Here is a 13,152-nt window from a genome sequence, read left to right on the forward strand (position 1 = left end):
CGCTCTTTCTAGCTCCGTCGACGGCCGGCGGGTTGCGGGCATGGCCGCTCCTGTCCGCGTTCACTCGGATGGCGGGTCCACAGGGAGTACGCGTTGCACGGGTCCGGGGGTGTGTACCGGAGGAGCCTTCCCACCGTTCTCGGGTGGGCAATCCGGCGCTTTGTTAACTACTAGGACGTAGCCACCCCGGCAAGGACCCCGACGACCAAAAAAGCCCCGCCCCTCCCTTTTCGGGGCTCGGTTCACCTCCGGGGCGCCGGAGCCGGGGGAACAGGGGCGGCCGTGCTCGAATCGCTCGTTCCTCACGATCCTCCGCGCGCCCGCCCCTGTTCCCCCGGCGCGCCCCTTCGGCTCACTCGCCGGGCGCACGCGAAGCGGCCCCGTCCGGGAGGGGGACGGGGCCGGTTCCTGTGCGGCTGTCAGAGGCGCGGGGAGGTGTCCGGCTCCTCCGCGTCCGTCGACCAGACCTGCCACGGCTGGCGGGACACCCACTCCTCCACCGGGGCCGGTTCGAGCACGAGCACCTCCGCCGACACCCCGTCGTCGCCCGCCATGAGCAGCGGGTCCGCGCCGGTCGCCATGTAGTGGTAGACCCCGGCCACCCCGGCCGCCGCCGCCGGGCCGACGAGCCCGGCGAGACCGTGCTCGAAGTCGACCGGATCCAGCTCCTGGTAGCGCACCGCCCGGCCGAGGCCCCGCCCGAAGGCCGCCGCGAGTTCGCCGCCCGTCAGCGCCGTCGCGCCGCCGATGTCGAACGTCCGCCCCTCCAGGCCCTCCCGGGTCAGCGCCGCCAGCGCCGCCTCGGCCAGGCCCCGGTGCGAGAGCCACGCCGTCCGCGCCGACTCCGGCAGCGGATAGGCGAGCACGCCGTCGTCGACGAGAGCGGGGCCGTTCCACGGCGAGAACAGGTTGTCGAGGTAGACCGGCGGCCGGATCACCACCAGCGGCACCCCGCTGTCCCGCAGCACCCGCTCCGCGAGACGCCGCGTCTCGAAGGCGGCGAACTCCGTCGGACCGTGCGGGATGCGCGTGTTGGCGTTGAACACCAGCCGGATCGTGCCCGCCCCGAGCGCCGCCTCCGCGATGTTCCGCGCGTACGCCTCCACCCGCTCCGGCTCGTACACCAGCGGCATCGTGACGAACGCGTGCGTCGTCCCCTCGAAGAGCCGCCGCACGTCGCCCGGCCGCCCCAGGTCGCCGGCGAGGAAGAACGCGCCGGGAAGCGGCGGCCGGTCGGCCTCGGGCCGCCGCGTCAGGGCACGGACCCGGTGGTGCCGCTCGGCCAGCAGGCGGGCCACCGCGCCGCCCTGGAAACCGGTCGCGCCCACGACCGCCACCCGCATCGGAATCTCACTGGACATGTGTTTCTGAGGCCCTTCGATAGGCTGTCGCTGCTGTCGTGTCGGCTGCTTCCAGGCTCGCCGCGACGGCTTCGGCCGTTCAATTAACAAACCGGGGCGGAAGTTGAAGGATCGTCCATGGAAACCGTGGGAACCGACCGTCACGACCAGCGCGAGGACCTCCTCAGTGAACTGCTGAAACCCCTCCGGCTCACCGGAGTCTTCGACAGCCGCTGGCACGTCCGCGCCCCCTGGGCCATCGAGGGCGACGCCGAGCGCAGCTGCGCCGTCCTCCACTACGTCGTCGAGGGCGACTGCTGGATCACCACCGACGGGGAGGCCTCCGTCGAACTGCACGCCGGAGACCTCGTCGTCTTCCCCACCGGCACCGCGCACCGCCTCTCCGACCGCCCCGAGCGTCAGGGCGTCCCCCTCAAGGCCGTCCTGCCCGAACGGCAGCCCGGCACCTCCGGCGAGATCGTCATCGAGGGCACGGGACCCGAGGCCCGGCTGCTCTGCGCCGGACTGCACTACGACGCCAGCGCCGCCACCGGCCTGTACACCTCGCTGCCCTGGGCCCTCGTCCTCGACGGCGCCCAGGTCGACCGGGAGCCGCTGCTGCGCGACACCCTCCGGCTGCTCGCCGCACCCGACCGGCCCGTGGGCCCCGGCGACCGGCTCATCACCCTGCGCGCCTTCGAGATGGCCCTCGTCCTCGCGCTCCGCCCCCTCCTGCGCGAACTCGCGGGGAACCCCGCCTCGCTGCCCCTGCTGCGGCACCCCGGCATCAGTCGGGCCGTGGTCATGATGGCGACCCGGTTCGCCGAGTCCTGGACGATCGACTCCCTCGCCCGGGAGGTCGGCATGTCCCGCTCCGCGTTCACCGCCGCCTTCCGCGAGCTCGTCGGCGAGTCCCCGGCCCGCTACCTCGCCGCCCGCCGCATGCAGGAGGCCGTACGGCTCCTCTCCGAGACGTCGCTCCCGCAGTCGGCCCTGCCCGCCCGCATCGGCTACCAGAGCGCCGTCGGCTTCCACCTCGCCTTCCGCAAGTGGTTCGGGGTGACGCCGGGCGAGTACCGCGCGGGGGTCGCCAGGGCCGCCTGAGCCGGACCGGGCCGTTCACGGCGTGTCCAGGCGGCACGCCGGGGCTGGCCGGTTCATAAGGACACCTGGACGGACGTTCATTGCCCGGACGCTCCTCGCCGGACAGGCTCGGGACGGCAGAGCCGTGACACCCCGAGGAGAGGCGAGCGACCGGTGACGAGGTCCGGGCAGGAGTATCTGGAGGCGCTGCGGGACGGGCGCGAGATCTGGCTCGACGGGGAGCGCGTCAAGGACGTCACCGCGCACCCCGCCTTCCGGGCCACGGCGGCCTCCTTCGCCGGTCTGTACGACCTCGCCGACGACCCCGTGCACCACCCCGTCCTCGTCCAGGGCGGGGTGCGGCGCGCCTACGCCGTGCCCCGCGCCTACGAGGACCTCGTGGCCCGGCGCCGGGCCTTCCGGACGACGGCCCGGGCGAGCTACGGATTCCTCGGCCGCACCCCCGACTACATGGCCGCCGGCGCGGCCGGGTTCGCCGCCCTGCCCGGCGTCTTCACCGGCGAGACCTTCGACGGCGCCGAGCACGCCCTCGGCTTCCACCGCCGGCTCGCCGAGGGCGACCTGCACGCCGCCTTCACCCTCACCAACCCGGCCTCCGGCCCCGGCGAGGACGACCTCACGCTCCGGATCGTCGGCGAACGGGACGGCGGGATCGTCGTCCGCGGCGCCAAGACCATCGGCACCGGGGCCGTCTTCGCCGACGAGATCCTCGTCGGCACCATCGAACCGCTGGCCGCCGACGACACCGAGCACGCCGTCACCTTCTCCTTACGGCTCGACACCCCCGGCCTCAAGCTGATCTCCCGCACCTCCTACGAGGGACGCTCCCGGTCCGTCTTCGACCACCCGCTCTCCTCCCGGTACGACGAGAACGACGCGATGCTCGTCTGCGAGGACGTGTTCGTGCCCTGGGAGCGGGTCCTCACCTACCGGGACCCGGCCACCACCGGCGCCATCTGGTGGCAGACCCCCGCCTACCTCAACTTCGTCCACCAGTCCGCCACCCGCTTCTGGACGAAGCTGGAGTTCCTCACCGGCCTCGCGATCCTCGTCGCCCGCTCCCACGGCACCGAGAAGCTGCCGCCCGTCACCCAGGCCCTCGGCCGGCTCCTCGGCATGGTCGCCCAGGCCAAGGCCTTCGTCCTCGCCGCCGAGGCCTCCTTCGAAGAGGTCGACGAGGGCCGCGGCGGGGTCCGCCCGGGCCAGGAGATCTCCTTCGCCCAGCGGATCATGGCCGGCGAGCTCTACCCGCGCGCCGTCCAGGACGTCAAACTCCTCGCGGGCGGCGCCCTCGTCCAGCTCCCCGCGAGCGGCCGGGACCTCCTCCACCCCGAACTCGGCCCGCTCGTCCGGCAGTACTTCCGCACCCCCGGCCACCCCGCGGAGGACCGCCTCAAACTCCTCAAGCTCGCCTGGGACGCGCTCGGTTCCGAGTTCGCCGGCCGCCACGAGCAGTACGAGCGCTTCTACCACGGAGCCCCGCACGTCTACCTGACCATGCAGACCTGGGCCGGCTCCGCGGGGGAGTGCGAGGGGCTCGCCCAGGACTGCCTCGACGGCTACGGCCTGGGGACGACCCGGTGACGACGCCGCCACCGGGGCCGCGGCGCGGGGCGCTCGCGCTGCTCGCCTCCACCCAGCTGCTCCTGATCATGGACACCGCGATCGTCAACGTCGCCCTGCCCTCCGTCGGCGCGGACCTCGGCTCCGGCTCCGCCGGCCTCTCCTGGGTCGCCAACGCCTACCTGATCACCTTCGGCGGACTGCTCCTCCTCGGCGGACGCGTCGCCGACCTCCTCGGCCACCGGCGGGTCTTCCTCGCCGGACTCGCCCTCCTCGCCGCCGCCTCCGCCGCCGGCGGGCTCGCCCCCGGCGCCGCCTCGCTCGTCGCCGCCCGCGCCGCCCAGGGCGTCGGCGCCGCCCTCGCCGCGGCCGCCGCCTTCGCCCTGCTGCTCCTGCTCTTCCCCGACGGCCCCGCCCGGCACAAGGCGCTCGGCGCCTTCGCCGCGATGGGCGGCCTCGGCGGCGTCCTCGGCACGGTCCTCGGCGGCGCCCTCACCGACCTCCTCGGCTGGCGCTCCACGTTCTGGCTGAACGTCCTGCTCGCGGCCGCCCTCGCCGCCCTCGCACTCCGACTCCTGGACGACCGCGGGGGAGCGGACGCGCGCGGCGGAGCGGACGCGCCGGGTGGAGCGGACGCGCCGGGTGGAGCGGTCGCGACCGGGGGAGCGGTCGCGCCCGGCGGCTTCGACCTCGCCGGGGCGCTCACCGCGACCGCCGGACTCGGACTCGTCGCCTATGCCCTCGTCGGCGGGGCCGAGGCCGGCTGGACCTCCGCCCGTACCCTCGGCGCCGGCGGAGCCGGACTCGCGCTGCTCCTCGCCTTCGCCGCCGTCGAGACCCGCGCCGCCGCCCCGCTCGTCCCGCCGCCGGTGCTCAGGCGCCCCGCGCTCCGCCTCGCCAACGTCCTTGCCGCGCTCGCCCAGACCACCCTGTTCCCGATGTTCTTCCTGGTCAGCCTCTACCTCCAGAGCGTCCTCGGGTACGCGCCCCTGGGCGGCGGCCTCGGCCTGCTGCCCCTCTCGCTCGTCGTCGTCGCGGTCGCCCCGCAGACCGGCCGGATCCTCTTCCGCATCGGCCTGCACCGGACCATGACCCTCGGCTTCGCCCTGCTCTGCGCCGGCACCCTCTGGCTGGCCCTCGCGCTCACCGCCGACGGCACCTTCGCGACCACCGTCCTCGCACCCAGCCTGCTCCTGGGCGCCGCGCTGCCGCTCGTCATGGTCACCACCAACGTCGCCGCCACCGCCGAGGCCGCGCCCGAGGAGACCGGACTCGCCTCCGGACTCGTCAACACCAGCCAGCAGTTCGGCTCCGTCCTCGGCCTCGCCGTCCTGGTGGCCGTCGCCACCTCCCGTACCGAGGCCCACGACGCCGCCCGCGCCGTCGCCGAGACGGCCGGCTTCCGCGCCGCGCTGCTCACCGGCGCCGCGTTCGCCGCCCTGGCCGCCCTGCTCTCCGTACGCCTCCACCTCCCGGAACGGGACCCGTCATCGGAGGAGGACCGGGTACCGGACCCTCTCTGACCACCCGTACGCCACGTGAACGATGCCCACGACCACCGGCGAGTGAGCCGAAGGGGCGCGCGGCTGTCGAAAGGGAGAGCGCGCAGAGGTCCCGAGGAACGAGGGACCGAGCACGGTCGACCGTCGACAGCCGCACCAGCGCCCCGGAGGCGAACCGAGCCCTGAAGAAGAGGAGCGTTTTCTTGTTCGGCGATCCGCGCCATCGCACCGAGGACATACGTGCCGCCGACCCGCTCGGCGCCGACGCCCTGCTCGCCGCGGTGCCCGCGATGAACGACCGGGCCGACACCGCCGCCCTGACCGTCGCCCTGCGCGCCCTGGTCCCCGATCAGGACCGGGCCGCCCAGTGGAGCGTCGGGGCCGCGCTGGCGGCGATGCGGGACCTCGGCATCCTGCTCGGCTCGCTGAAACGCCACGGCGTGCAGCCCCTCGCCGCCGTCCCCGAGGCGCTGCCGGTGCTCGAACTCCTCGGCCGCCGGACGGACATGGTGCCCCGGGACACCGTCCACCACTACACGACCTGGAACCCGCCCGGCCCGCGCCGCCGCTCGTACACCGGCCATCCGACCGAGGCCCGGCTCCAGGAGGCGGTCCGCATGGTCTTCCCTGGGCTCGTCGCGGCGCTCGACGACTGCTCCCGGGTCGCCCGGCTCGAACCGTACGACCCCTGCTTCGCCGCCGCCCTGGACCGGATCGCCCGCCACGTACGGGCGATGGTGGACTCCATCGACCTCACGGTCGCGCAGGTCTCGCCGGAGTACTTCGCGGTGACCCTGCGGCCGTACTTCGAGGAGGTCGAGGTGGCGGGCCGCGACTACCTGGGGCCGGCCGCCGCACAGGTCCCGCTCTGGCTCGTCGACCTGACGCTGTGGCAGTGCGACCGCTCCGACACCGCCTACGACGCCTTCCTGGCCGAGTCCCTGCCGTACGCCCTGCCGGCCTGGCGGGAGTTCCACGCCCGGCACCGGGGCGGGGTGTCGGCCGTGAGCAAGCTGTCGGCGGCGGTGAGCTGGGAGGAGGTCGACCGGCTGCCGCCCGAGCTCGTGGCCTCGGCGGCCGCGCTCGGCCGGGTGTTACGGATCCTCAAGACGTTCCGGGCCCGGCACATCGGCATCGCCCGCAAGGCGTACAGCGACGACGTGCGCCTGTACGAGGAGGGCAGCGGCGGCGCCCCGATCGCGCTGCTGCGCTCGATCCTGGACCTGACCAGGGAGAACGAGACCATGGTGCGCCGCGCGACCGTGCGACGCCGTCCCGCAGGGGCCCCTGTCGGGCCCGCCGCCGCGTAGCGGCCCGAAGGAGCAGTCGATGTCCCTCCACGCTTCCTCCCCCGCTTCCGTCCCCGTGTCCTCCCTCTACGGACGGAGCCCGCACATCGTGATCGCCGGCGGCGGCATCGCCGGGCTCACCACCGCGCTCTCCCTGCACGCCGCCGGATTCGAGCGGGTCACGGTCGTCGAGGCGGCGGCCGCGATCCGCCCGGTGGGCGCCGGACTCAACCTGATGCCGAACGCCGTCCGCGAACTGGACGCCCTCGGCCTGCTCGACGCGCTGGAGGCCGGCGCCCTGCGCACCCGCGAACTGCGCTACTACCACCGCTCGGGCGGCCTGATATCCCGCGAGCCGCGCGGCCTCGGCGCGGGCTACCGCTGGCCGCAGCTCTCGGTGCACCGCGCACACCTCCAGCAGGTCCTCGCGGGGGCGGTCCGGGCCCGGCTCGGCGCGGCGGCGCTGGTGACCGGGGTCCGGGTGAGCGGGGTGGAGCCGCTGCCCGACGGCCGGCCCCGGCTGCGCCTGGAGCACCGGTCGGGGGCCGTGCGGGGCCGGGCCTCGCTCGAAGCGGACGTGCTGGTGGGCGCGGACGGCATCCGGTCGGCGGTCCGGGCGGCCCTGTACCCGGGCGAGGGCGGGCCGCCGTGGAACGGGATGCTGGTGTGGCGGGGGGTGTCCCGGATGCCGGCGCGGGCGGTGGGCTCGTTCATGCTGATCGCCGGCGACGACCGGCAGAAGGCCGTCGTGTACCCGATGGGCCGGCCGACGGGGCCGGGCCGTGAGGTCCTGGTGAACTGGGCGCTGGCCCGCCCGGCGGAGACCGGCAACGGGTCCGGGAGCGGGGCCGGCTCCGGGTCCGGCTCCGGCATCGGCTCCGGCTCCGGCATCGGCTCCGGCGAGGAGCGGCTGCGCGGCGACTGGGACCGTTCCGTGCCCGTGGAAACGTTCCTCCGCTTCTACGAGGGCTGGGAGTTCGACGGCGTCAGCGTCCCCGACGTCCTGCGCGCCGCCGACTCCGCGCACGAGTACCCGATGGTCGACCGCGAACCCCTCGACCGCTGGACCCACGGCCGGACGACCCTCGTCGGCGACGCCGCCCACGCCATGTACCCGACCGGGTCCAACGGGGCCACCCAGTCGATCGTCGACGCCCGCGCCCTCGCCCACGCGCTGGCCCGGCACGACGACCCGGCCGAGGGCCTCGCCGCGTACGAGTCCGAACGCCGGCCCGCCATGACCGCGCTCCAGCGCGCCAACCGGCGGCTCGGCCCCGAGGTCGTCATCAACCTCGCCCACGAGCGCGCCCCGCACGGCTTCACCGACATCCACGACGTCCTCCCGGCCGAGGAACTCGCCACCGTCGCCGGGCGGTACGCCGCCGCCGGGGCCTTCGACCCCGACACGGTCAACCAGGGCTCCCCGTACGAGGTGCGGCTCCCCGCCATCGGCTGAAACCCACCGGGCCGACACGCCGCGCTCCCCGACGCGCCGTGGCCCCACGAGGCGAGGTGACCTAACGTCGGAGCGGAACGACGGACGCACAGCGTGGTGCGTCCACTCCGCTCCGTACTCGCCTGCGAAGGTGGAACACGTGAAGGCAATCCGTCGATTCACCGTGCGTCCCGTCCTCCCCGACACCCTTCGACCCCTCGCCGACCTCGCGCACAACCTGCGCTGGTCCTGGCACGAACCCACCTGCGCGCTCTTCTCGTCCCTCGCCTCCGAGGACGTGGCCGGCGCCGATCCCGTCCGGATCCTCGGCAGCCTCGAAGCCCCCCGGCTCGCCGCGCTCGCCGCCGACCGGGACTTCCTGGCCCGGCTCGCCGTCGCCGCAGAGGACCTCGACACCTATCTCCACGCCCCCCGCTGGTACCAGGGGCAACCCGGGCAGCCGCCCGCCGCCGTCGCCTACTTCTCTCCCGAGTTCGGCGTCGCCGCCGCCCTGCCCCAATACTCCGGCGGCCTCGGCATCCTCGCCGGCGACCACCTCAAGTCCGCCAGCGACCTCGGCGTCCCGCTGATCGGCGTCGGCCTGCTCTACCGCCACGGCTACTTCCGGCAGTCCCTCGGCCGCGACGGCTGGCAGCAGGAGCAGTACCCCGTCCTCGACCCCGGCGAGCTGCCGGTCACCCTGCTCCGCGAGGCCGACGGCACCCCCGCCCGGATCACCCTCGCCCTGCCCGGCGGGCGCAGCCTGCACGCCCACATCTGGATCGCGCAGGTCGGCCGCGTCCCGCTCCTCATGCTCGACTCCGACGTCGAGGAGAACGCCCCCGGCGAACGGAGCGTCACCGACCGGCTGTACGGCGGCGGCAGCGAGCACCGGCTCCTCCAGGAGATGCTGCTCGGCATCGGCGGCGTCCGTGCCGTCCGCACGTACACCCGGCTCACCGGCACCCCCGCACCCGAGGTCTTCCACACCAACGAGGGCCACGCCGGACTCCTCGGCCTCGAACGCATCCGCGAACTCCAGGGGGAGGGGCTCGACTTCGACGCCGCCCTGGAGACCGTCAGGGCCGGAACCGTCTTCACCACCCACACCCCCGTCCCGGCCGGCATCGACCGCTTCGACCGCAGCCTGGTCGCCCGCCACCTCGGCCAGGACGGCGCCCTCCCCGGCGTCGACACCGGCCGCGTCCTCGCCCTCGGCGACGAGACCCCGCTCGGCGGCGACCCCGGCGTCTTCAACATGGCCGCCATGGGCCTGCGCCTCGCCCAGCGCGCCAACGGCGTCTCCACCCTCCACGGCGCCGTCAGCCGGTCCATGTTCGCCGGGCTCTGGCCGGGCTTCGACGCCGACGAGGTGCCCATCACCTCGATCACCAACGGCGTCCACGCCCCCACCTGGGTCGCCCCCGAGGTCGGCCGGCTCGGCCCCGACGCCTCCGACCGGGAGCTGTGGGAGCTGCGCCGCACCCTCCGCGAACGGCTCGTGACCGACGTACGGGACCGGCTCCGGGCCTCCTGGCGGCACCGCGGCGCCGCCGCCGCCGAACTCGGCTGGACCGACTCCGTCCTCGACCCCGACGTCCTCACCATCGGCTTCGCCCGCCGCGTCCCCTCGTACAAGCGGCTCACGCTCATGCTGCGGGACAAGGACCGGCTGCGCGCCCTGCTGCTCCACCCCGAGAGGCCCGTGCAGCTCGTCGTCGCGGGCAAGGCACACCCCGCCGACGACGGCGGGAAGCGGCTCGTGCAGGAGCTGGTCCGCTTCGCCGACGACCCCCGGGTCCGGCACCGGATCGTCTTCCTGCCCGACTACGGCATGGCGATGGCCCGCGGCCTCTACCCCGGCTGCGACGTCTGGCTCAACAACCCCCTCCGCCCCCTGGAGGCCTGCGGCACCAGCGGCATGAAGGCCGCCCTCAACGGCTGCCTCAACCTCTCCGTCCTCGACGGCTGGTGGGACGAGTGGTTCGAGTCCGACTTCGGCTGGGCCATCCCCACCGCCGACGGCGCGGCCGCCGCCGACGAGGAGCGCCGCGACGACCTGGAGGCCGCCGCCCTCTACGAGCTGATCGAGCGCCGGGTCGCCCCCCGCTTCTACGACCGGGGCCCCGACGGCGTGCCGGCCGCCTGGACGGCGATGGTCCGGCGCACCCTCGCCGACCTCGGCCCGAAGGTGCTCGCCGACCGGATGGTCCGCGAGTACGTCGAGCGGTTGTACGTCCCCGCCGGCGCCGCCCGCCGGGCGCTCACCCCGGACCGGGCGCGGGAACTCGCGGCCTGGAAGGCCCGGGTCCGGGAAGGCTGGCCCAAGGTGTCCGTCGACCACGTCGAGGTCGGCGACGAGCTCGCGGACGACCTGGCGGACGCGGAGCTCGGCTCGACCCCGGTCGTCCGGGTCCGGGTCGCCCTGGGCGAACTCGGCCCCGACGACGTCGAGGTGCAGGCCGTCACCGGCCGGGTCGACGCCGACGACACCCTCGCGGACACCCGCACCGCCACCCTGAAGCCGGCGGGCGGCCCGGACCTGGAGGGGCGGCTGCCCTACGCGGGCACCCTGGAGCTCGACCGGACCGGGCCCTTCGGCTGCACCGTCCGCGTCCTGCCCGCGCACCCGCTCCTCGCCCACCCGTCGGAGCCGGGCCTCCTGGCCCTGCCGGAGGAGACGACGGGGGAGGGCGCGGGCGTCCTGCTGCGGTAGACGGCGCCGGCGCACGCCGGCGTCAGCGCACCTCGGCCTTGTCGGCGAGGTGCCCGCCGGTGAAGCAGAGCCGGTACACCGGGACCGCGGCGAACAGCGTGGACCGGTAGTACCGGCACTCGTCCACACCGGGCGGCTCCGCCGGAACACCCTTCGGCGGGCCGTCCAGCGGCCGGTCGGGCAGGTCCTCGGCCTCGGTGATGTCGTGGAGGGACTGCCCGATCCGCATCCGCTCGTAGTCGTCCGGCTCCAGGTACGACTGGTGCTGGGTCCACAGCGCCACCCCGGCCATGAGCAGACCGAGCGCGGCGAGCAGCGCGAGCGGGATCCAGATGGCCTGCGCGAGGCCCTTGCGGACCTGGCGGCGGACCCGGTCCAGCTCCCGGGCCGACATGGGCGCGGTGGGGGAGGGCGTGGCGGTCGGGGCGCCGGTGGGCGTCCGGCGCGGCAGGGTCGCCCGGACCGCGAAGCCCCCGTCGGGCGTGGGCCCGTGCGACAGGACCCCGCCCGCCAGCCGTACGCGCTCGTCGAGGCCGACGAGCCCCGTGCCGCCCGAGGCGAGCGGCGACCCGGCCGTACCCGGACCGCTCACGACGTCCACGGCGACGCGCTCGGCGCCGGAGTCGACCCGGACGTCGACGCCGCCGCCCGGCGCGTGCTTCGCCGCGTTGGTGAGCGCCTCCCGCACGACCCGGTGCAGCGCCCAGCCGGCCATCCCGTCCGGCTCCCGCCCCGACCCGGTCACCGTCAGGGTCACCGCGAGGCCCGAGGCTCGGGCGCGGGAGACGAGCTCCTCGACCGGTTCGCCGCCCGGGGCCGTGGGCGCCGGGTCCTCGTCGGGCTGGCGCAGGACGCCGATCACGTCCCGGAGGCGGGCCGTCGCGTCGGCCGCCGCCCGGCGCAGCTCACCGGCCGCGTGCTGCTGGTCCGGGCCGAGCGCCGGGTCGACCTCCAGGGCGCCCGCCCGCACGGCGATCAGGGCCAGGTCGTGGCCCAGGGAGTCGTGCATGTCGCCCGCGATCCTGGACCGCTCCCGCAGCCTCTCCCGGTCGGCGACGGCCGCCTGTTCGCGCTCCATCCGGTCGGCGAGCTCCCAGCCGCTGTGCACGAGCCGGTCGTACTGGCGGACGTACCGGCCGATCAGCCAGGGCGCGACGATCGCCAGGGCCAGCGCGAGGAGCAGCGTGAACCACTGGCCGAGCGAGGTGGCGGTGATACGGGTGAGGAGCAGGCCGACCGCGGCCACCGCGCCGAACAGCCACAGTGCGCCCCGGGTGTGCTCCTGGCGGCGCCCCGCGAGATAGCCGAAGGCGATGAGCGCCAGGCTGTACGAGGGGGTGAACAGCTCCAGGGTGGCGGGCAGGCTCGCCGCGACCGTGACCGCGATCGGCGCCAGCGGCCACCTCCGGCTGACCGCGACGCAGCCGCCGAGCACCACGATGCCGATCGCGACCTGCGCCCAGCTCCCGCCGTCGTTGGGGTCCGACCTCAGCAGCACCGGGACGCACAGCAGCAGCCAGAGACCCAGGTCGAAGAGGCGCTCACGCATCGGGGACCATGCCCGCCTCGTACGCGAGGATCGCGAGCTGCACGCGGTTGCGCAGCCCCAGCCGGCCCAGGACGGCGCTCACGTGCGCCTTGACGGTGCCCTCGACGACGTACATGCGGTCCGCGATCTCCTGGTTGGAGAGACCCGCGCCGAGGAGGGCGACGACCTCCCGCTCGCGGCCGGTGAGCGGCTCCAGCCGGGCCCGCGCCTCGGCGGCCCGGCCCAGGCGTTCGCCGCCGAGCGTGTCGATGACCCGGCGGGCGACGGCGGGGGAGAGCGCGGCGCCGCCGGCGGCCACGGCCCGGACCCCGGCGATGAGTTCGCGCGGGTCCCCGGACTTGAGCAGGAAGCCGCTGACGCCGAGGGCCAGCGCCCGCGCGATGTAGGCGTCCTCGGAGAAGGTGGTGAGCATGACGGCGGCCGTGTCCGGGACGGTCCTGCGGAGCTCCTCCGCGGCGCCGAGCCCGTCGAGCCGGGGCATCCGGATGTCGAGCAGGGCGACGTCGGGGCGGTGCAGCCGGGCGAGCTCGACCGCCTCGTGGCCGTCGCCGGCCTCGGCGACCACCTCGATCCCGGGGTCGGTGGTGAGGATCGCCCGGACCCCTGCCCTGATCATCGTCTCGTCGTCGGCCAGCAGCACCCTGATCATGCGCC

The 13,152-nt window shown here is 75.0% G+C and carries 9 protein-coding genes; 6 read left to right on the top strand and 3 right to left on the bottom strand.

Annotated elements, in window-relative coordinates:
* Nucleotides 1-419: 419 nt before the first annotated feature.
* Complete coding sequence (locus tag ACZ6K0_RS07190) at nt 420-1,361, bottom strand: SDR family oxidoreductase (RefSeq protein ID WP_469227596.1); 942 nt, start codon at nt 1,359-1,361, stop codon at nt 420-422.
* 117 nt (nt 1,362-1,478) lie between these two features.
* On the opposite strand from ACZ6K0_RS07190, the gene ACZ6K0_RS07195 reads away from it, so the two are divergent.
* The 6 genes from ACZ6K0_RS07195 (at nt 1,479) to glgP (ending at nt 10,949) form a co-directional block, all read left to right on the top strand.
* On the top strand, nt 1,479-2,444 hold the full coding sequence (locus ACZ6K0_RS07195) for an AraC family transcriptional regulator (RefSeq protein ID WP_376399832.1): 966 nt from the start codon (nt 1,479-1,481) through the stop codon (nt 2,442-2,444).
* Nucleotides 2,445-2,597: 153 nt separating this feature from the next.
* Nucleotides 2,598-4,028 (top strand): 4-hydroxyphenylacetate 3-hydroxylase family protein, encoded by a 1,431-nt coding sequence (locus ACZ6K0_RS07200; RefSeq protein WP_376399829.1) that lies wholly within the window; start codon nt 2,598-2,600, stop codon nt 4,026-4,028.
* Between the two features lie 68 nt (nt 4,029-4,096).
* Nucleotides 4,097-5,530, top strand: coding sequence for an MFS transporter (locus tag ACZ6K0_RS07205; RefSeq protein WP_469227993.1), 1,434 nt, complete (start codon nt 4,097-4,099; stop codon nt 5,528-5,530).
* Nucleotides 5,531-5,712: 182 nt separating this feature from the next.
* Nucleotides 5,713-6,819 carry a monodechloroaminopyrrolnitrin synthase PrnB family protein gene (locus ACZ6K0_RS07210; RefSeq protein ID WP_376399826.1) on the top strand — a complete coding sequence of 369 codons (1,107 nt, stop codon included), beginning with the start codon at nt 5,713-5,715 and terminating at the stop codon, nt 6,817-6,819.
* A 19-nt stretch (nt 6,820-6,838) separates the two neighbouring features.
* Entirely contained in the window at nt 6,839-8,254 is a 1,416-nt protein-coding gene (locus ACZ6K0_RS07215) for an FAD-dependent monooxygenase (protein ID WP_469227595.1), read from the top strand.
* Between the two features lie 139 nt (nt 8,255-8,393).
* Complete coding sequence (glgP, locus tag ACZ6K0_RS07220) at nt 8,394-10,949, top strand: alpha-glucan family phosphorylase (RefSeq protein ID WP_469227594.1); 2,556 nt, start codon at nt 8,394-8,396, stop codon at nt 10,947-10,949.
* Between the two features lie 22 nt (nt 10,950-10,971).
* On the opposite strand, the gene ACZ6K0_RS07225 is transcribed toward glgP, so the two are convergent.
* Together ACZ6K0_RS07225 and ACZ6K0_RS07230 are read right to left on the bottom strand one after the other, a co-directional pair.
* Nucleotides 10,972-12,498, bottom strand: coding sequence for a sensor histidine kinase (locus ACZ6K0_RS07225; RefSeq protein WP_469227593.1), 1,527 nt, complete (start codon nt 12,496-12,498; stop codon nt 10,972-10,974).
* Nucleotides 12,491-13,147, bottom strand: coding sequence for a response regulator (locus tag ACZ6K0_RS07230; protein ID WP_376399815.1), 657 nt, complete (start codon nt 13,145-13,147; stop codon nt 12,491-12,493). The genes ACZ6K0_RS07225 and ACZ6K0_RS07230 overlap by 8 nt, the downstream gene beginning before the upstream one ends.
* Between the last annotated feature and the right edge of the window lie 5 nt (nt 13,148-13,152).

This window comes from Streptomyces sp. NPDC042346 (genome assembly GCF_055581845.1).